The organism is Yinghuangia sp. ASG 101, from assembly GCF_021165735.1.
Taxonomy (GTDB): Bacteria; Actinomycetota; Actinomycetes; order Streptomycetales; family Streptomycetaceae; genus Yinghuangia.
Genome location: NZ_CP088911.1, coordinates 1 through 20514, shown reverse-complemented (window position 1 = coordinate 20514; position 20514 = coordinate 1). Strand labels below are relative to the sequence as shown.

Sequence of the window (20514 nt, the reverse complement as noted above, 5' to 3'; positions counted from 1 at the left end):
CGCCGGCTGTTCAAGAACAAGCGCCTCATCCGCCCCTACGCTGGCGACGACTTGATGCGCCTGTACCTGCGGCGCGCCAAATACCTGGAAGGCAGCGCCTTCGACGCGCTCATCCGCCAGGATCAGCGCAAGCTCCAAGGCATCACCCCCGGCGCGGACGCCCACATCAACTGCGAACCGCTCCGCGACGACGACGACCCCGCGTTCGTCCGCATGACCGCCAAGGAGATCGGCGACGTGACCCTGCTGGCGCGGATCACCGACCACTCCCAGGGCCTGGCCACCCCGGCCCTGTACGGGGTCCAGGTCACCACGATCCTATCGGCGACCGTCGACGAACCGGACCGCTTCGCCCGCCGCATCACCCACCTGCGGTCCTACCTCGGCGCCTACACCGGCACGTTCCGCACCGGCGACACCGTCCACGTCGCCGGGAAGCTCGTCCACTTCCACCTCGGCGACCACACCGGCTTCGGCGTCGAACTCACCCCCTGGAATACCGGCACCTCGTACCTGGCCAACCTCACCGGATAGACACCCGGATCGGCATTCTGGACGACGCGTCCGCCGGGCTCAGCGGACACGGAATGAACTGATTCGCCGAGCAGCGCCCGTCCGGCCGGGGTGACCGTGTGCCGGCGACGCCCGTCGGGGAGCCGCTCGACGTCGACCAGCCCGTGCCTCGGCAGGTGGTTGCTGTCGCCGACGCCGGTCTCCTGCGCGCCGGGCTCGTTGTCGGCGAGGGGGCGCAGCGCGGCGAGTTTGGCCGGGGCGTCCGGACGGGCGACCGCCATCCCGTCACCTCCCGGGTGTCCCAACGTCGTTGGGCTCCGTTCTATCGGGACAGGCCCGGACGGTTTGCCGTTCCGGGAAAGTCACGGATCGGGTTCGGCCTCTCGGCGGCCGGCCGACCCGTGCCGCGGTCGCCGGTGACCTGGGCGGAAACGATCGCCCGCACCGGCCACCCGCCCCGATCCCGCCCGGACCCCGCGGCGCGGCTCTTACCGGTCGTCGGGCCACGTGTTCTCCGTGCCGCGGGCCAGGATGCCGAGGATCCGGTACTCCATCACGGTCTCGGCGCGGATCACCTCGGCGCGGTCGATCAGCATCTGGAGCTGTCCGGCGTCCAAGCCCGCGACGGCCCGACCGAGACGCGTGAGGTCACCGCCGCATAAAAGCCCGTCGAAAGCCTCCGGGCTGAACCCGGAAGGCGTCGCTGCACTGGTCATACACCGCTCAACGAGCGGACCCGGCAAGGGTTCGGCCGACGGTCGTCGGTCAGGTCAGGTCGGGTCGCGGACTGCCGGTGGTCGGGCCCTCCGGCGCGGCCACCGGCGTCGGTCGCCCGGCCGTTTACGGGACCAGGCGGCCGTCGTCGTCGTGGCACAGGCCGGTGTAGTCCTGCCCGGGGATCGGCCGCACCCGGGTGCCGGGGACGACGTGGTACTCGTCGACCGGCCCCGGCTCCCACCCGCCCCCGATCCAGTCCGTCATCGCCTTCCAGCCCGGCGCGGTGACCTGGAGCGCCCACGCTCCCGAGCTGCTGCGCACCCACCGCACCGCGCGGACGACGACGGTGCCGGCGCCGTCGGGCAGGTCCATCCAGGCCCACGGCCCGCCTTCGGCGGGCGCCGGCGGCCCGGCCTCGGCAGATGCGGCGGGCGGGGCGGGCGCCGGGGAGGCGTCCGCGGCAGCGGCGTGCGCCGCCTCGATCCTCGGGGCGGGCGCGGCGAGGGACCGGGCGGCGCGTTCGGCGAACGATCCCCAGCTGCCGGCCGTCAGGTCCTTGCGCCCCATGCCTTGATCGTAGGGCCGAGTACGGTCGGCGGGGCCCCATCGGTGGGCGTCGCACGGGCCGTCGAGTCGCGCTGTGCACAGATCATTCGTCCAGGGCGGGCCAGATTTGGAGAACCCACCACTCGGCAGGGTCGTCTTGCGGTTCCTCGAAATACTCGCCGGCCGGGGCGTGCTCCCGACCTCTACAGCTGATGCGTGCGCGGTAATGCCCAGGCGGCACGGTGAGTGTGCCGTAGACGCTCCCGTCGCTGGTGTGAACCTGCAGCTGCCCGTGGGGGAAGGTCACGGTGGTTTGTCCGGACTCCCCGTCAGTGCCGAATGGTGCGGCGGGTTCGTGGTCCCACCGCTGTACGCGCAGTGACGGGTAGAAATCGTTGCCGCCCGAAAGGAAGCCGAGTGCCGTGTCATTCGCGCAAGCCAACGTCCCGATCACGCGGTCGCTGTGCTCAGACGGTAGGTCACTGCCCAGCTCTGACAGGAAGAAGGCACCGAACCAGACAGCCGGGCGGAACTCCGCCTCGGCCTTCAGCTGTGGGTGGGGCACTGTCGTCCTCCGTCTTACCTGGCGAACTTTCGTCCACGCTAACCACTGTGAGCCCGGAGGCCCACCCCTCGTGTCCACCCGGCGACCCTGAACACGACGCAGTCGACACATCGCCTCCGAGTCAGCCCCTGGAGCCTATGGGATCCTGCGGCAGCAAGGAGCCCGATATCTGATGCAGCATCAATTTATCGACCACACCTACCATTTGGGTGCCCGTCCTCATAAGTTGATCTCGGCTCCAACTGCCTGCACGCAGTTGGCCTCGATCACGATGGGGGACGTATGCAACTCAGATCGTCGCGCCCTGCCAAGGGCGTTCTGTTCATCATGCTCATCGTCGCATTGCTCGCGGGCGTCATCGCTCCGCAGACGGCCGCGGCGTCCGGCACCGCAACGCCAAGCACACCTCCAGTGGCCCAGTCCCGCGGCACGGACACTTCCCCCGCCCCGACTACGCCGACAGATTCGGACTCGGGCGCCAGTGCGCAGCAGTCGCCCAACCCGTCGGCTGCGCCGCCAGCGCCCGAACCCGCCGTTTCCCTGGACCCCGTGCCCGCGACGACGTCGACACCCGCAGCAGACCCGACATCGCCGCCGGGCGACGCTCAGCCCCAGGTTCCAGCGGTGCCGTCACAGGACGCCTCTTCTTCGACGGGTGACCGGACCGCGACGGTTTTGAAGGAAGTCTCTGCCGACAGCTCCCAACTCCCCGTCGGCGCCACCGACGCCGCTTCGGCATCACGTCTGGAGACGCCGGAGCAGATCCAGCGTCGCGCGGAATTGTCCCTCAAGGACAGCCAGCGCATGCAGGCTGCAGCCCATCCGGGAATGCAGGCCGCAGGGAACACCACTCCTGACCCGAGCTTCGCTGATTGCAAAGCGAGTTCGGATGCTGCCACCGCTTGGGGCATGGTTGTCAGTCACCGCTTTTACTGCCACACCAAGAACTACTCGCTCGAAACGTGGGAGTGTGACGGGCCGTGTCCCGAAGGGGAAGCCCCGTGTGTGCCGCCGCAGTGCATTGTGGCCGGCACGGACTTTTTTCGGCTGACCACGATCGGGCGGATCACCTACGACGCTCAGCGTTTGGTCACGTTCACGATCAACCTCACGGACTGGCGTAGCCAGGGAGTCACCGCCGATGCGCGCGTCATGACGATCGGGATCGACTGCACCGCTCCCTCGGGCGACTGCGGCCCGGGTCCGAACAATGGTCGTAGCGCTCCTGTGTCAGCCTGGAAGACCGCCGGGGTCACCTACGCCGAGTTCAACGTCCCGGTACTTCCCGGCAGCGGGGACAATGGAGAATCCATCTATTCCTTCAACGGAAATCTCAGCGTCGCGGGTTTTAGGCCCCGCGAGAGCCCGAAATTCGCAGAAAACGGCTTTCGGTGCGACAATGCCACCTATGCGGGCCCCGCGAGCGGCTGCGTTTTCCACAACGTGACCGAGATCTTCCACATCGACCGCGGAGACGTGACAGTGCAAGAAGCGGCCCAGCACATCTGGGACGCCCTCAATGCGCCTCATCTCACCGCACCTCACGCGATGTTCAAGAACATTCCCGGAAAACTCGGCAGCGGCAACCCGCTTCACCGTGTCGGAGACCCTCAACAGAAAAACAACCGCACCACCTCCACAGGCACCTGTCGGCGGTTCTGGAGCGTGCCAGGGCGTTCATACGCACGGAACGCGCAAGGGCAATACGTCTACGACTGCGACGAATACCCCTTCGCGTCCACAAAAGAAGGCGCCCGAAACGCCGGACTGAACTACTCGGTACGGGTCATCGACAAAGACGACAACCAGAAGGCCGGCAGGGAATACCTCGAAGGCAACTTCTACCGCGGGAACCGAATACTCAGAGGAGACGCGTTCTACGTCAACGTCCACGGCCAGCCCGTCGCGCCGGTCCCACTGGTGCCCATCCCCAACGGGAATGACAACTGCCAGATTTTCAGCTCGACCCAGACCGGCTCGTACTCGGTGTGCGGGGTGATTCTGGACAAGTACCTCCAACTCGGCGGGCCGAGCAGCATCGGCTACCCCATCGGCGACTTCGACCTGACCCCCGACGACTCCGGGCAGTTCCAGCACTTTTCCCACGCCAGCTCGATCTACTGGAGCCCCGCCACCGGAACACACCAGATCGGCGGGGACATCCGCAGCAAATGGGCCGTCCAAGGTTCGGAAGCCGGTCCGCTCGGCTACCCCACCACCGACGAACTCGCCACACCCGACGGCACCGGCAGATACAACCATTTCAAAATGCGTGACGGCGGCGACGCATCCATTTACTGGACGCTGTCGCTCGGCGCGCACTCCATCCAAGGAGACATCCGCAGTAAGTGGGCGGAAAAAGGCTGGGAGCTCGGCATCGGCTATCCCACTACCGACGAGACGGCCACGCCCGACGGTGTAGGACGCTACAACCACTTCACCAACAACGCCTCCATCTACTGGACACCCAACACCGGCGCCCACTCGGTTCAAGGAGACATTCGCGGCAGATGGGCGGCCTCCGGTTGGGAGCTCGGCATCGGCTATCCCACTACCGACGAGACGGCCACGCCCGACGGTGTAGGACGCTACAACCACTTCACCAACGACACCTCTATCTACTGGACACCCAACACCGGCGCCCATGCCATTCGAGGAGTCACCCGTGCCAAGTGGGCCTCACTCGGATGGGAACGTTACGGCTACCCCACCGAGGACGAGGTAGCCCTTAGGGTGCAGGTGGCACAAGGGCCGCCGTTCGTGTACTTCACCTACCACCAGCGGTTCCAGACGCTGGGGACCACCGGCGACACAGCCATCATCACGCGGTGGGCCTCGGATACGGGACAAGCCGCCGGGCCCTTCGAACTGCACGGGGCAAACTACCTCGCAACGGTGACCCACTGGGCTTCCCGGGGCTTCGACGCGAGCTGGATTGCGCTGACCCTCGCCAGCGACGAAATGACGAACCCCGACGGCCGAGGGCGGTACAACAACTTCGCCAACGTCCGTACTGGAGGAGGAGCCTGGGGCACCGCAGTCTGGACGCCACAGTACGGCGCATATGTCGTCGACGGGGCTTGGGGAGTTTGGCGAGACACCGGCTTTGAGCGCGGGACCTTGGGCTACCCGACTTCCGGAGAGTACCGGGTCGAGAACATACCCGCAGGCCGAACGGGAGTCGTTCAGTACTTCGAGCGCGGCTGCGTCTACGCTGTTCGGGGAACGAACGGTCAATTGACCAGCTACAACAACGCCCCCTTGTCATCGTCGTACTGCGCGCGGCCTTAGGCACACGCGAAACCAAAACCCAACTGTTCCAGAATCAACACAAATTACCCGAGCCAATGCCTGCTGGAATGGAGACTAATCGCGGTCAAGATCGGCGTGATACTGAGCAACACCAAAGAATTCGCCGTGACAGCATGACCATGCGAACTCGATCCACTCGCCAAGTCAGGCAGAATTTGCGCTGATTTCTGGGAGCTCAAGGGGGCGGTGCCGCTACGTGGCACCGCCCCCTCGACAACCGTCGCCGCAGCCGAGCACGCGGCACGCCGCCCGATGCGCTCCGACTGCGTCGGGAGGTACCCCGACAGCCGCTGGGAGGAAGTCGAACACCGGCCTGCCGCGCCGCAGTCCGAGTCCCGGGGAAAGCCACGCGGTGCGCCTGGTGCCGGGACGCCGCGAACGCACGTGCCGACGCCACGAAACAGTTGAGGACGGACGCCGAACTGCCCGCGCTTGATGGCGGCCGTGGACGATGCTGTCAAGGGATCCGGCCGCAGTTTCCGTAGGTTCAGGCAGCGCCGGTGAAGGGCGCCGGCCCCGCACTACGGGACCAGGCGGCCGTCGTCATCGCGGCGCAGACCGGAGTAGTCCTGTCCGGGGATGGGCCGCACCCCGCGAGCCCGGGACGACGTGGTACTCCTCGACCGGCCCCGGCTCCCACCCGCCCCGGCGCCAGTCCGTGATCGCCTTCCAGCCCGGCGCGGTGACCTGGAGCGCCCACGCACCCGACCGTAGTGACCCTGCCGACCAACCTGATCATCTATGGGTTGTTGCACGCGTGCCACATCAAATTGACCAGAAACGCAGACATCATCCCCGTCGCAGCACTGATCAACTGGGTGGTGTTCTACCTCTCCTGGTGGTGGCCAAAGTTGGCGACAGCGCTCGGCCGGACGTTCCGTCGACGTAGCTAGGGCCGGCCTCGTGGTGAACGTCACGGGCGGCGGAACTGCACCACGGGTCCCGGTCCACGGCAGCACGGCGGGGACCGGGTGGCAGCCGTGGGTTCCGCGCGCAGGGCAGCACAACGCCACCATCGAAGCAAGTCCCTTGGGACGCAGGCTTACAACGGGCGGTAAGTGGTTGCGCCACCACGCTGGAACGAGCACGCCCCGGTCACGGCCAAAGGTCGCGCGGCGCCCCCACAAACGACCGTCGACCGCCGTTGCCGTGCCCCCTCCTGGTCAAGTCCCGTTGATTGCGGACGACTTCCGCCCGGCCCGTGGGGACCGCCATGACCGGCGGCCACGCCACACGCACAAGTGGCCCGTCCGGCCGGGCAGTGGAGCACCCCCTTGCGGGCACGCCCCTGAGAACCGCTGACAACGGGCCGGGCCCTTTCGAACCGCGCCTGTCAGGGACGCGGACCGACAGGGCCCGGTGACACACACGCTAGCGCCACCCAGTGCGGGCCCACAGCAGACACTCCAACCCACACGAACACCACCACGAAGTCACCCGATAGGGGTGGCTCCCGTTCACTTTGACGATCATGGACCTGTGACGTCGTCCATCCCCGTCACCAACGGAGCAACCCGGCTCCCAAAACGGGCGATGCAGTGGCTCTCATTCACCCCGATAAAAACACCGCGCCGCTGTCGAAAGTATTGTCGGCCCGGCCGTGCCGGACCTCGCCTCGATACTTCCACGGCGGCGCGCGGCGGTGCACCCGAATCAGCGACTGCTGCGCCGACAGAACCCGCAGCAACGGCGGTGCGGCGGTCACGGTGCGGGCCGACTGGTACCGCGGAGGGGATTCGAGCGCTGACCGCGGCTTCCGCCGAGTGGCTGTGTACGCGAGTCGGGAGCCGCGGGTCGACGGACGAGCCCAAACGTCACTCAGGGCTCGGCGCATGGCTGCGGGGCCACCCGTCGCCAAGGCCCTGTTCGTCGCCCTCCGACGGCCGGCGTCGCGGGGCGGTCTTCCGCGGTGAGTCGAAGGAGATCCACACGTCGGGCGGGAGCTCCGGCCGGCGGGGCACCGGCCGGCGCTCTTCGGTCCATGTGTCACCGGCGATCTCCCCGGCGACGCGGCGCCAGAAGCGGACCGCCGCCGCGTTGGCGTCCTGAAAGGCGACCTCCCAAGGGCCCGGGTGACGGGCGATCACCTGCTGCGCGGCAGCCAGGCCGATCCCCGCCCTGCGTGCCCCACGCACGACGAAGAAGCTGTTGAGCACGCGCTTCGGGCCCCCCAGCCCCCGGACGAAGGCAAGCCCGGCAGGGCGGACGCCGACCGACACGAGGTAGGCCGCCCAGTCCGAGTCAGTGAGAGCGACGTCGAGTCGATCGGTGTGGAAGGTCCCGTCAGGATCAGGAAGGACGCCATCGAACTGCGACAGGTCGTGGCGGAACATCAGCCACAGCCGCTCCACCACGGGACGGTCGGCGGCACCTGCTGAGCGCACGGAAACGTCTGGCACGACACTCCTCGCGATAGGCGGCCCGGACACATCAGCCGGCGAACGAAGAAAGCCTTCCCAGCGAAGGCGCCTCCGACCGCGGCCCGACCACCGCCCAGAGTCGTGCCCTCTCGGGCCAACGGCGGGCCCCGCCTGCCGAACTCGTGGACGTCGACCCACCCGCCGCAGGAGCGGGAGGCCGCCGGTGGTGGCGCACGGCAGGGCCGGGACGCGGCCGACCCCGCCGCCCGCGACCCGCACCCGTGCCACGAGGCCGGCCCGGCGGCCGGGGCTCCGGAGCGGCCCCGCATTGTCGAGCCCTCCGGCAGGGCGTCGGTCAGCCGCGCATTTCCCGGAGCACGTCGTCGAGCCGGGCGGGCTTGAGCCCGAGGACGTGTTCCGTCTCGGAGGCGTCGAGGAGGAACGGCTCGTCGTCGAGGTAGCGCATCTCGGGGACTTCGGCCATCAGTTCGTCGGTCGCGGCCAGGCGCGCGAGATCCTCCTCCGGCATGCGGGTCACGCGGACCGGCGGCGCACCCAGCACCTCGGCCATCCGCACGGCGAGATCACGGGCCGGCAATTCGGACACCGACGGCACGTGCCAGGCACGCCCCCACACCGCGTCGCTCTGCCGCGCGTCGCCGACCGCGACCAAAGTACGCGCGGCGTCGCCGATGTACGTCCAACTGTGCGCGGCGTCGGGGCCGCCCGGATAGACGGCTTCCTCGCCCGCACGCACGGCCGGCGCGACCACGAGCGTGAACAGCGACTGCGCGTGTGCGCCGAGGAACGTGCTCGCGCGGACCTCGGCGACGCGTGCCCGCCCGGCCCGGTGGGACGCCAGCGCGTCCTGCCACATCGCGGCGCGTACCCGGCCTTTGCCCGACACCGGGGCCATCGGCGCGTCGGGCCTCACGCGCCCGCCCGCGGGCGGATATCCGTAGCCGTACGCGTTGCCGAGCATCACGTAGTCGACCCCCGACCGCTCCACCGCGGTCAGCAACGACGCGGCCAGCGGCGCGAATTCGGTGCGCCAGCGGTGGTACGGCGGCGCGGCGGCGTTGTACAGCGTCCGGGCGCCGTCGAGGAGCCCGGTCAGGACATCCGGGTCGGTCGCGTCGGCGGCGACCCGCTCGACGAGGGGATGGTCGGGGCCCCCTGCGCCGCGTGTGACGACGCGGACGCGGTCGCCGCGTTCGGCCAGCAGCAGGGCGGTGGCGTTGCCGGCGGGCCCGGCGCCGGTGACGACATCGAAGGTCACGGTGTCTCCTGACGTGGTGCGGGTGCCGCCGCGCCGATCGGGTGTCGGGCGTCGGCGGGTACGGCACCAAGCCTGCGGCCGCGCGCCCGCCTGGACTACTGGCCTGAATGCCGGATACCCGGAAGATCCGGCCACACCGAGCGGGAGGTCGACACCGTGGCCCTTGACCGTGACCCCGCCGGGTCGCCGTCGTCGCGGTGCCGCCGGTCGCCGTGTATCCGCCCTCGGGGCGCGGCCCGGCGTCCCGTGTTCGGCGCGACGACCGTCGTCGCCGGCCCCGGGTACGACGTCCGTGGTCTGCACGCCGGACCCCGGCGCCGTCGCGGTGTCCGGCGGCCTGGACGTCGTGGTGGGCCGCGGTCTGGACGCCGTCGCGTCCGCGGACACCGTGCTGGTCACCGGAACCGCCGCCCGCGACCGGGGCGACCCTCGGATACGGGAGGCGATCGGCTCGGCCGCCGCGTCCGGCGAGCGGATCGCCTCCATCTGCACCGGCGCGTTCGTCCTGGCCCAGGCCGGTCTGCTCGACGGGCGGGCCGCGACCACGCTGTGGATCCTGTCGCACGAGTTCACGCGGCGCTTCCCCGCCGTGGACCTGCGCCGCGACGTCCTCTTCGTCGAAGACGGCCCCATCCTGACCTCCGCCGGTTTGTCTGCGGGGATGGATTTTGTCCGCACATGGTGCGGTCTGATTACGGCGCCGCCGTCGCGCGCCACGGCCCGCCTTGTGGCCGCGGCGCCGGCGCGCCCGGGCAAAGTGCCGCAGATCGTGGAGGCGCCCCTGCCGCCCGAGCGCGGAACGGCCTTGGCCGCGACCAGGGCCCGGGCCCTGACCCGCCTCCGCGAACCACTGACCCTCGCCGACCTGGCCCGCCACGCCAAGGCCAGCGTGCGCACGCTCACCCGCCGCTTCCCCGCGGAGCGCGGCACGAGCGCGCTGCAGTGGATGCTGCGCCAGCGCGTCGACCGGGCCCGCGAGGTCCTGGAGACCACCGGCTCTCCCCTGGCCCAGGCGGCCCGGCACGGCGGCCTCGGCAGCGCCGACTCCCTCCGACACCACCTGCTCCAACGCACCGGCATCACCCCAAGCACCTGCCGCACCACATACGCCCGCCCGCCCTACGGCACGTGATGTTCGGCCCTCCCGGCCCGAAGCGAAAGGCTGGGGCGCCGCGCAAGGTCAGAGGGAGAAGGTCCGGCCGGCATGCCGGAGCCGCTGCCGGCGTCGTGGCCGGACCGCTCACCGCCGGCGGCCGGCACGGATGCGCGCGATTCCCGGGACGGGGGCCGTACGGCAATGATCTTCAACATCGTTGCAACAAGCGACGCCTAGTCTCGGAAACGGCCTCGGGGGATTCGCCGCAGACGCACGGGCCGATGTGCCCGCCCCGCCGGACGCGCCCACGGCGGTCGGCACGGATCAGCGCCGAAACGATGGAGGCAGCGATGAGTACGCCGGACACCGCGACCGGTCGCGAACGGCGCGACCCTGTGCTGGAAAGGGCCATCCGCGAGGCCACGGACGGCCCGTGGTGGGTCGGTTTCCACGCCGGAGTCACCGAAGTGCGCGGACGCCTCGCCGCGGCACGGCAGGCGTCCGCGCCGACGGCTCCCGCGCCCGACGTGGGAGCCGCCGCGTCCGCGCGCTTGTCGTCCGCGGTCCACGCGATCGTGCAGGCCGACCCGCCGCTGCCGCGGGCGCCGGAGACGCATGAGGAGCGCCGTGCGGAGTCGGTGCGTTCGGACCTCAGGACGACGATCGGGCACGCCGTGGTCCTGGCGGACGGGGACGCCCGCGCGGCCGTCGCGACCGCGGACGCGGCGCCGCCGCGCGTACCGTACATCGGCGAGGACGAGGGCTCTCGTCTCGACGTCGACTTCAGCAACCCCCACTTCGGCGCCTACGACGCCGCCCGCCAGACGGTGGCCCAGGGCGCGGAGAGACAACTGGCGAACATTCCAGGACCGTGTCGAGACGGTGAGCACCGCCGTCGCCGCGCTCGCGGAGCGGGCGGCTTGTGGTTCGAACACCCGCCTGCTCCGCACCATCCGGTGCAGCTGCTCCAGCACGCAGAACGTGTACGCCTTCCACTCCACCGTGCCCGGCTCCAGGTGCGGCGCCCCAAGCACCAGGCGCCCGCCACGACCCGGTGAGCGGACCGGTGCCGGTCTCGGCCGGGCCGACCTTCCTGCGGCCCATCAGCTCCGGCGGCGACCGCAGCGCGTTCAGCACGGCCCCGCCCTCCGGGGTGGCGCCGAAGTCCACCACGGTGACCAGCAGTTCCAGGAACGGCCGGACGAGGCCGAACCGGCCCACCAGCATCGCCCGCCACGCCTCGTCGGCGTCGGAGTCCAGCGGCGGGGTCGGCTCGAACAGCGCAGCGACCGCCGCGGCCGGCTCGTGCCGGGGCACCACCCGCTCGATCTCCGCCCGCATCGCCTCCAGACTCGCCCCCGGTGACGAAGCCGCGATCTGCACCACCTGCGCCGGCTTCTCCCAGACCTTCGACTGCTCACGCTGCGGCTTCGAGGGCAAACTCCTGCGCGGACGGCTGTGTGAACGCTGCACGCTCACCGACCGCCTCACCCCACTCCTCGACGACGGCACCGGCCGCGTCCGTCCCCCGCCGGTCCCGCTGCTCGACCTGCTGGTGACGATGGACAAACCCGGAAGCGGACCGGCCTGGCTGGACATGCGCCGCGGCCGACCGGGAAACGCCTCGAAGCCGCTTCGCCGGCTCGGCCTCGGCGAGATCCCGCTGACCCGCGACGCGTTCCGCGAACTCCAGCCCTGGCGGGCGGCCTCTCACCCGGAAGAACTCCTCATGGCCTGCGGAGTCCTGCCCGCGGTCGACAAGCACACCTGTCCCTTCCAGCGCTCCCGGCCGCCTGTCCGACATCGCCGGTCCCGAGCACACCAAGACGATCAAGCTCTTCGCGACCCGGCACGTCCCCCCCGGACTGCTGCGGGCCCGCGCCGAGCGGAGCCGCATCACCCCCCACATCCGCCGCTTCGCCGGCGAACAGACCCAGTACGCAACCGACTTCCCGCGATGGCTCAGCCAGCGGAACACCACCTCGCGTCATGCGGCCAGATCGACATCGACGCCTGGTCCGCCGAGAACCCCGAGCACGCCCGCACCCGCCTGGGAGGCTTCCTCGACTGGGCCGTGCAAGGCCGTCACCGCCGACGTCCCCTGACCATCCCCGCGATGAAGATCTCCCGTCGGCCCGCACTGGGCGAAGACGAACGCCTCGCCGCCCTGGGCGGACTTCCGACCGGCACCGAGATACCGATACGACTCCGCGTCGCCGGAGTCATCGTTCTCCTGCCTGCACAACCGCTGAGCCGCGTCGTCCGGCTCACCACCGCCGACGTCAACCGCGACGGCGACGCCGTGCTGCGGCGACTCGGCGAGCCGCCCCCGCCCGCTCCGGCCCCGGCCGCCGCCCCGGTGCCGGAGCACATCACGAACCGCGGCAACGTGGACACCGCCACCCACCCGGCGTCCCGCTGGCTCTTCCCCGGCCGCCGCACCGGCCAGCCGCTCGGCCCCAACCACCTGTCCGCGCTTCTGGACAAGGCCGGAACCCCCATCGCCGCCGCCCGCGGAGCCGCCGTCCGCCGGCAACTCCTCGAACTCCCCGCACCCGTCGTCGCGGACGCCCCCGGCTACCACGACAAGACCACCAGCCGCCTCCGCAACGAGACCGGCGGAACCTGGAGCCGATACGCCCCCGGCGACCACACACGGTCACCCGAAGGCCGGACTCCGCCCCTGCGGTAGTCCGTTCTCATGCGTCGCGCGGCGGGGCGGGCAGACGCTCTGTATCGCTGCCGAAGGGCAGGAACACGGTGCGGGTGGCGAGGAGCCAGTCGCCGTCGACCCTCTGGAATGTGTCTTCGTAGTGGCCGACGTTGGCGGGGAGCCGCGGCGGGAGCATCCCGTCGACGTAACCGTCGACACGGTAAGTCACCAGATACGACGTTGCGGTCGCCGTCGTTGCGGAGTCCGTCGTGACCAGGATGTTCGTCATCATGCGACGCGACAACCGGTCCGCCGGCCGAGAGCCGAAGTACACGCGCAGCGCTTCCCGGCCCTCGACGCGGCGGCCCCCCTGGGGCCACTCCCAGACTCCGTCGGCGGTGAACAGATCGGCTACCGAACCAGAATCTCCAAGATCGAGGCGGCGGACGAAGGCGACGATCAGACGTTCGCAGGCTCGCTCCGCGAGCAAGCGGTCCATGGGGTCAAGCGCTTCACCGATCATCTTCACTTCCTACCAGCCTCGCCCCGATGCGGGACAACGCTTTTCCCAGCCCCCCGGTCACTGTCCGTCAAAGGCGGCATCCAATGACCGGGGAACCCGCGACAGTTGAATACGCGGGCCCACCAGTATCAACCCCCTGGTCCCGCCGATCGAGCCGTACGAGTCGGAAATGCCCGACGTCGGGGACGGCAACAGCCTCTCCCGGGAGGCGTGCGGCGACCCGCGAGGCAAACCGGCGCCGGCGCCCAACGGCCGCGACTCGGTCCAGACCCCGCGATTCAACCAACCCTCGTCCGCGTGCACCTGCTGCGCGAAGGCTCATCGAAGATCGGGCGAACCTACCCGCAGGAGCTCTTCCCGGCCCTCGCCCCCGACGTGTTCGAAGACCGAGCCGCCATCACGGCCCGGCCGAACCCCTACCGGCCTGACGACGAAACGGCGAAGCGCGACGCCTGGACTGCCTTCGCGGCCTCGCAGCCCGAGTACATGCGGAACACGCCCGAAGACGACGTGGACCTCGCTGTCGGTCGGGACCCGTCCGGGGCACGGTGGGTGATGCTGAAGGTCTACGCCAAGTCGCCCGAGCACGTCGACCCCGATCGGCCCGGTGCGCAGCACGAACAAGATCCCGCACAACGCCTGCCGGTCCGACACACGCGGCCGCCCCGGCTTGACCTTCGGCCCAGGCGCCGGCAGCAACGGCTCGACCAACGACCACAGTTCGTCGGACACGATCCACGGCCGCGACACCCGCTTCCCCATGACCAGACCAACGAGGAGACAAGCCAACAGCCACCACAAACACGACTTCTGTCAGGACTTCTCAGCCCCGGCTGCGCGGCCTCAGCCCCTCCGCCAGCGCTGAGTTGACCTCGGTGATCCCGGGCGCCGCGGCGAGCCACGGATTGCGGACCGGGAAGGGATCCACCGGCAGCCCGCGCTGCCTCGCACCCCGCGGTACACAGCAGCTAATATTTGATACGTAAAGTATTGCTTTATTGCTGCTTGCCCGCCACCGGCAAGTACAAGCAGCTGGGCAACTTCGAGATACTTGAAGTATCATCCGATTGCTCGTGTGGCCGCCGCTCGCACCGATGGCGGCGGAAGCCCCCAACACGGGCTGTCTCTCCACGGCGCACGGCGGCTGTCCCGGCGTGTGGCGGAGCACCCGCGATCCAGCGTCAATGGAAAGCATGGCCAGTCTTTCCCGACTTGCCGACCCGACCGCTTCGGAGTGCGCGCATCGAACACACCGACATCCAACTCGCCGCCTCAACCCCGCCCCGCACCCACCCACGTGCCCCGTACTGACGCGCCCCGCAAGGCCATCCCGTACGTACAGCCCAGCCACACGGAACACTACGAGAGGACCACGACCTGTTGCACCCGACACAGCTGCCAGCGCCCCTGACCTCAGACCGCCTCGGCGATGCTCAGCATTGCGTCCGGCAGTGATCCCCTGTACCTGACCAGACAGGTAGGTCAGGGCGCGGAACACCATTACCTCAGCTCCGTCGCCGTGGCCGGCGAGCCTCCCGGCCGATGGTGGGGTGCCGGCGCTGTCGCGCTCGGGCTCACCGGGGTGGTCCAGCCGCGCGTCATGGACCGCGTCTACGGCAAGCTGGAACACCCGGCCACAGGCGCCGCGTTAGGCAGCCGACCCGCCGCCATGCGACCGCTGGGCGAGCGGCTCGCCGCCGCGTTGGCGCGGCTGCCGCACGGCGCGACCGACGAAGAGCGCCGGGCCGCCGAGCACACCGTCCGCGCCACACACAGGCGCCCGGTCAGATACTTCGACCTCACCTTCTCCGCCCCCAAGAGCTGGTCGGTGTTCCACGCCGCGCTCCAGCTCAAGGCCCTGCAAGCCCACAAGAGGAACGACCAGGCTCAAGCGGAGCACTGGCAGGCACTCGCCGACCAGGTGTGGGACGCGTGGGCCGAAGGCGCGTGCGCCGCACTGGAGTTCCTGCAGGACACCGCCGGATACTCTCGTGCCGGGCGCAACGGCGTCACGCGCGTGGACGCGCACCAGTGGACTGTGGCCCTGTTCCGCCAGCACACCTCCAGAAACGAGGACCCCCAACTCCACATCCACGGCGCGCTGCTGAACCGGGTCTGGACCGTCGACACCGAACCGGCCACCGGCCGCACCCGCGGCAAGTGGCGCACTCTCGACGGCAGGTTTCTCTACCTGCACCGCGCGCAAGCGGGAGCGATCAGCGAGCGTGTCGCCGAGGAAGCCCTCTACCGCCGTCTCGGCGTCCGGGTGGCGCTGCGCCCGGACGGCAAAGCCCGCGAGATCCTCGGCATCACCGCAGCACTGAGGGACACGCACGCGACCCGCCGCACCAGCATCACCACCCATCTGGCCCAGGCCGCCGACGCCTACGAACACGCGCACGGCCGACCCCCGACGCCCTACCGGCTGACCTGCATGGCACAAGAAGCCAGCCTCCGTACCCGCAGGAGCAAGAAGACCCACGCACCAACGCGCCAGGCACTCCTCGAACGGTGGAACGCCCGCCCCGCGCCGCAAGCCCTCCTGACAGTGCCCCAAGACGTCCGCGAGGCCGCCGACCGGACGGCACGCACACCCGAACCATTCGACCGAAACCTCGTGATCGCCCGTTCCCTCGAGGCCGTCGGGGCCGCGAAGGCGACCTTCACCCGATCCGACATCGTCCGCGAGATCGACCGGCAGCTACCCGACTGCCTGGGCGGGCTGACCCCGGCCCAGGTCAGCAGGCTGCTGGACGACCTGGCCGACGACGCCCTAACGCCCTGGCAGTCCGAGCAACGGCCCGGCCGACCAGCGGTCGCCCGGCTGACCCCGCCGACGGCCGCAGCCCCCCCAGACGAACTCACCCGCGCCGAAACCGGCGGATCGAGATACCAGCGGCCGCGCCGCGACCTCTACACCACCGACGCCCGACTCGTCACCGAAACCGACATCACCGAGGCCGCAGCCGCGCACGACGCCCCCACCATTCCCGCGCACATCGTCCAGCACGTCGTGGACCAGTCCGACCTCAACACGGAGCAGGCCGCGGCGGCCCGGGCCATCGCCACCTCCGGCCGCGCCATCGACATCCTGGTCGGCCCCGCAGGAACCGGCAAAAGCCACACCATCGCCCGCCTGAGCCAAGCCTGGAAAGCCCACGGCAACACCGTCCTCGGCCTCGCCGTGGGCCAACGCCAAGCCAACGTCCTCACCCGCGAAGGCGTGCCCCACGCAGAGAACATCCGCATGTTCCTCCACGCCAACCAACACCCGGCGACCCAGCCCGACGGCCACGACCGCTACCGCCTCCACCGCGGCCAACTCGTCGTCGTCGACGAAGCAGGCACCTGCACCACCGACGACCTCCACGCCATCATCACCCTCGCCCGCCAGGCAGGCGCGAAGGTCCTCCTGACCGGCGACCACGCCCAAACCACCGCCATCGGCGCCGGCGGCCTGTTCGGCCACCTCGCCACCACCTCACCCCACGCCCACACCCTCCGCCAAGTCCACCGCTTCCACCAGCCCTGGGAACGCGGCGCCAGCCTGCGCCTGCGGGCAGGCGACCCGACCATCCTCGCCGACTACGCCGCACGCGACCGACTCCACCCCGGAACCACCCAGAGCACACGAGACCAGGCATGCCGCGCCTGGCTCACCGACCACCTCGCTGGCCTCCACACCACGCTGATCACCACCACGAACCGCGACGCCGCCCACCTGTCCGCCCGCATCCGCCACGACCTGGTCCGCCACCGCCGCGTCGAACCCGACGGAGTCCGCCTCCGCGACGGCAACCTCGCTGGAGTTGGAGACCGACTCCAACTACGCCACAACGACCGCACCCTCACCAGCCGCGACGGCACCCGCTGGGCCGCCAACCGCGACACCGCCACCGTCACGACGCGCACGGCCGCCGGAGACCTCACCGTCTCCTACCCCGACGGCACCACGATGGACTTACCCGCCACCTACGTGCAGCAGCACACCGAACTCGCCTACGCCACCACCGTCCACGCCGTCCAAGCCACCACCCTGGACACCGCACACACCCTCGTCGACCCCCGCATGAGCCGCGAAAAGTTCTACGTCGCCATGTCCCGCGGCCGCCGCGAAAACCACGCCTACATCCCCACCGACGCCGGACCGACGTGGACCAGGACGGCCAAGGCCCGAACAGCAACCACCCCCAAGCACAGGCGGACCACACACCAGGCAGTCCTGACCCGAATCCTGCGCCGCACCGAACACGAGCGCACCGCCGTGCGCGTCATGCAGGACGAGATGGACCGCACCGACGCCATCGACGTCCTCGGACCCCTGTGGACCGGCCTCGTCGACGAGCACTACGCCCGCCTGCACGGCCGAGCGTTGCAGAACGCCCTCGGTGCACACGCGTACCAGTCAATGGCCACCGAGGACGCGTACAAGGCCCTACTCGGCCTGGCACGCCACGCCGAAGAACGCGGCATGAACGCCGCCCGCCTGTTACAGACCGCCGTCGCCCTCGGCCCGCTCGACGACGCCAAAAGCGTCTCCGCCGTCCTCCACTGGCGCCTGAAAAACCGCATCGCCCAGGCAGAACACGAACAAGCACAGCAGCACGAAGCCCGCGTCCAAGCGGAAGCAGCGACCGGGCGATGGGGAACCGAACAACAGATCCGGGCCCGACACACCGCCTACCTCCGCACCCAAGAACGCACACGGACGACATTCACCGCGAGAACACCACCGATCCCCGGCACCCGCGGCGCCTACGCCCTCCGCCTGGCGACCCTGCTGGACCACCGCGTACACACCCTCGGCGAACGAGCCGCCGCCGCACCCCCACCATGGTTGACCGCCAGGCTCGGACCCGTCCCCACCGATCTGTCCGCACGCGCAGCCTGGATCGAAGCCGCCGCCAAAGCGGCCGCGTACCGGGAACACACCGGCTACCACGCCGACCTGGACGCGATCGGCCCCAAACCCGGTACAGCGGCGATCGACCAGCGCACCGCCTGGACCCGCGCCGCGGACGCCTTGGGTATCGCACCATCCGACCGACGGACGGAAGCCGCCTCCGACGCACAGCTACGCGCGGCGGTGGACACCGCCCAGCGCGAACGAGCATGGGCGCCGCCCTACGTGGCACCCCAGATGCGACAGGCATACCGGGCCCGGTCCGAAACACGCACCCGCGAAGTGAGCATCTCCATCGCACTTGCGCACACCGCCGGCGTCGAACGCCGCGCCGCCCTCAGAAAAGCACTTGAGGCTGCCCAGACGTCGCACCGAGACCTGGACCGCCGTATCAGGCACCTGGAACAAATCCACTCCGCACGCACCCGCTGGGCCGCCCAAACCCAAGACGTACGCGAACAAGCCCGACTCGCACAGCAGATCCTCCACCGACGGCACCCGGCCATGCGCGCGAGCTCCCAGCCCAACAGCACTCAGGAAGGCGAAACTTCCGCACTCAACCTGAGGCAAGCACGCCGACAAGCAGTACGCGCCGCAGCCGGGCTTGACAAGCTCGAACGACCGCCGACCGTCGGAACATCGCGCACACACCCCGAGCAGACCACCCCGGGACGGCTGTCGCCCCCCGGCATCGACCGCGACCGCAGGATTGAGCGCGGCCTTGGCCTGGGTCAGTAGAGCGCCAGTAACAACGGCTAACAAATTGGAGTGGATCGGTCCTGGTGGCCGTGTCCTGTGGGTGAGTTCGGCGTTTGCCGATGTGTGGGGACTTCGCCGTGGATGGTGTCGGACGACTTGTGGGTGCGGATCGAGCCGCTGCTGCCGAAGGTGCAGCGGCGGTTCAGGAACCCGGGGCGCAAACGGTTGCCGGACCGGGAGGTGCTGTGCGGGATTCTGTACGTGCTGCACACCGGGATCCAGTGGGAACACCTGCCCCAGGAGCTCGGGTTCGGGTCGGGGATGACGTGCTGGCGCCGGCTCCGGGACTGGAACGCGGCCGGCGTGTGGCAGCGACTGCACGAGGTGTTGCTCGCCGAGCTGAACGCGGCCGGGCAGCTGGACTGGTCCCGCTGCGTGGTCGACGGCAGCCACGTGCGGGCGTCAAAAGGGGGCTCCACACGGGCCCGTCGCCGGTCGATCGGGGCCGGGCCGGCTCCAAGCACCACCTGATCACTGACGGACACGGCACCCCGCTCGCCGTGATCCTCACCGGCAGGAACCGCCACGACGTCACGCAGTTGCTCCCTTTGCTCGACGCCGTCCCGCCGGTCCGCGGACGCGTCGGACGCCCGCGTCGGCGGCCGGTCACCTTGTACGCCGACCGCGCCTACGACTACGACGTCTATCACGACCAGGTCCGCGCCCGAGGCATCGTCCCGGCCATCGCCCGACGCGGCACACCCCACGGCAGCGGCCTGGGCGTCCACCGTTGGGTCGTAGAACGCAGTTTCGCCTGGCTGCACGGCTTCCGCCGCCTCCGCATCCGCTGGGAACGCCGAACCGACATCCACGAAGCACTCCTCAAACTCGGGTGCTGCCTGATCACCTACCGGCAACTCAACTCATTCTGTTAGCTGTTGTAAAGCGCCGCTACGGTCGCCCGTTCACGTCGACGGTCACACCGACCCAGCGATCTCAACACATCCGTGTGCCCCCACCTGCATGACGCGGCCTCTGCCCCACACCGCCCCCTCATGGCCGAGCACCGCGATCTGCTGGCCCGGATCACCGCAGCCTGACTCGAGATGACCCAACTGGCCGCCGTGGTCGGGAGATTCGCCGAACTCCTGACGCCTTGCGCTTGGAAGCGCCGACGGACTCTCGCGTCTGAATCGTCCACGTCCGCGCAGCCGAACCGCCTCACCTGCACGCCTTCACCCGGGTCTGGACCGAGACCGCGACACCGTGATCACCGCGCTCACACTTCCGTACAGCAACGACCTGGGCACTCAAAAGATGCATTGGTGTAAGGCGTGGCTGCGGCGTG

The 20514-nt window shown here is 69.7% G+C and carries 14 protein-coding genes and 2 pseudogenes; 6 read left to right on the top strand and 10 right to left on the bottom strand.

Going from position 1 to position 20514, the window contains the following annotated elements; genetic code table 11:
- Nucleotides 1-54: 54 nt before the first annotated feature.
- On the top strand, nucleotides 55-534 hold the full coding sequence (locus tag LO772_RS00080; RefSeq protein ID WP_231776207.1) for a hypothetical protein: 480 nt from the start codon (nucleotides 55-57) through the stop codon (nucleotides 532-534).
- A gap of 467 nt (nucleotides 535-1001) precedes the next feature.
- On the opposite strand, the gene LO772_RS00075 is transcribed toward LO772_RS00080, so the two are convergent.
- The 3 genes from LO772_RS00075 to LO772_RS00065 form a co-directional block, all read right to left on the bottom strand.
- The gene (locus tag LO772_RS00075) at nucleotides 1002-1229 is read right to left on the bottom strand and encodes a hypothetical protein (protein ID WP_231776206.1); all 228 of its coding nucleotides are present in this window, start codon (nucleotides 1227-1229) and stop codon (nucleotides 1002-1004) included.
- Nucleotides 1230-1353: 124 nt separating this feature from the next.
- Nucleotides 1354-1797, bottom strand: a complete 444-nt coding sequence (locus LO772_RS00070; RefSeq protein WP_231776205.1) for a hypothetical protein — start codon at nucleotides 1795-1797, stop codon at nucleotides 1354-1356.
- 82 nt (nucleotides 1798-1879) lie between these two features.
- A complete protein-coding gene (locus LO772_RS00065; RefSeq protein ID WP_231776204.1) occupies nucleotides 1880-2341 on the bottom strand; it encodes a hypothetical protein in 462 nt (153 codons plus the stop codon).
- Nucleotides 2342-2890: 549 nt separating this feature from the next.
- Between LO772_RS00065 and LO772_RS00060 the strand changes: the two genes are divergently transcribed.
- Nucleotides 2891-5632, top strand: coding sequence for a NucA/NucB deoxyribonuclease domain-containing protein (locus LO772_RS00060; protein WP_231776203.1), 2742 nt, complete (start codon nucleotides 2891-2893; stop codon nucleotides 5630-5632).
- Between the two features lie 1570 nt (nucleotides 5633-7202).
- Here LO772_RS00060 and LO772_RS00055 read toward each other — a convergent pair.
- From LO772_RS00055 to LO772_RS00045, 3 genes are all read right to left on the bottom strand, one after another.
- Nucleotides 7203-7358 (bottom strand): hypothetical protein, encoded by a 156-nt coding sequence (locus LO772_RS00055; protein WP_231776202.1) that lies wholly within the window; start codon nucleotides 7356-7358, stop codon nucleotides 7203-7205.
- A 109-nt stretch (nucleotides 7359-7467) separates the two neighbouring features.
- Nucleotides 7468-8052 (bottom strand): GNAT family N-acetyltransferase, encoded by a 585-nt coding sequence (locus LO772_RS00050; protein WP_231776201.1) that lies wholly within the window; start codon nucleotides 8050-8052, stop codon nucleotides 7468-7470.
- Between the two features lie 316 nt (nucleotides 8053-8368).
- On the bottom strand, nucleotides 8369-9292 hold the full coding sequence (locus LO772_RS00045) for an NAD-dependent epimerase/dehydratase family protein (protein ID WP_231776200.1): 924 nt from the start codon (nucleotides 9290-9292) through the stop codon (nucleotides 8369-8371).
- 292 nt (nucleotides 9293-9584) lie between these two features.
- Between LO772_RS00045 and LO772_RS00040 the strand changes: the two genes are divergently transcribed.
- A complete protein-coding gene (locus LO772_RS00040; RefSeq protein WP_231776199.1) occupies nucleotides 9585-10424 on the top strand; it encodes a GlxA family transcriptional regulator in 840 nt (279 codons plus the stop codon).
- A gap of 875 nt (nucleotides 10425-11299) precedes the next feature.
- Here LO772_RS00040 and LO772_RS36190 read toward each other — a convergent pair.
- Together LO772_RS36190 and LO772_RS36185 are read right to left on the bottom strand one after the other, a co-directional pair.
- Nucleotides 11300-11741, bottom strand: a pseudogene (locus tag LO772_RS36190) (Tn3 family transposase); the annotation flags it as partial.
- 64 nt (nucleotides 11742-11805) lie between these two features.
- Nucleotides 11806-12153 (bottom strand): hypothetical protein, encoded by a 348-nt coding sequence (locus LO772_RS36185; protein WP_443089352.1) that lies wholly within the window; start codon nucleotides 12151-12153, stop codon nucleotides 11806-11808.
- A 192-nt stretch (nucleotides 12154-12345) separates the two neighbouring features.
- Here LO772_RS36185 and LO772_RS36180 point away from each other — a divergent pair, with 192 nt between their 5' ends.
- Nucleotides 12346-13080, top strand: coding sequence for a hypothetical protein (locus LO772_RS36180; RefSeq protein ID WP_443089351.1), 735 nt, complete (start codon nucleotides 12346-12348; stop codon nucleotides 13078-13080).
- 7 nt (nucleotides 13081-13087) lie between these two features.
- Here the strand turns inward: LO772_RS36180 and LO772_RS00025 are convergent, their stop codons facing one another.
- Both LO772_RS00025 and LO772_RS00015 read right to left on the bottom strand, forming a co-directional pair.
- A complete protein-coding gene (locus LO772_RS00025; protein ID WP_231776196.1) occupies nucleotides 13088-13564 on the bottom strand; it encodes a nuclear transport factor 2 family protein in 477 nt (158 codons plus the stop codon).
- Nucleotides 13565-14167: 603 nt separating this feature from the next.
- A pseudogene (locus LO772_RS00015) lies at nucleotides 14168-14326 on the bottom strand (transposase); the annotation flags it as partial.
- A 667-nt stretch (nucleotides 14327-14993) separates the two neighbouring features.
- On the opposite strand from LO772_RS00015, the gene mobF reads away from it, so the two are divergent.
- Nucleotides 14994-19205 (top strand): MobF family relaxase, encoded by a 4212-nt coding sequence (mobF, locus tag LO772_RS00010; protein ID WP_231776195.1) that lies wholly within the window; start codon nucleotides 14994-14996, stop codon nucleotides 19203-19205.
- Between the two features lie 102 nt (nucleotides 19206-19307).
- A protein-coding gene (locus LO772_RS00005) for an IS5 family transposase (RefSeq protein WP_231776194.1) occupies nucleotides 19308-20101 on the top strand; the annotation gives its coding sequence in 2 pieces (ribosomal slippage) (nucleotides 19308-19644 and nucleotides 19644-20101; 795 coding nt in all).
- The last annotated feature ends 413 nt before the right edge of the window (nucleotides 20102-20514 follow it).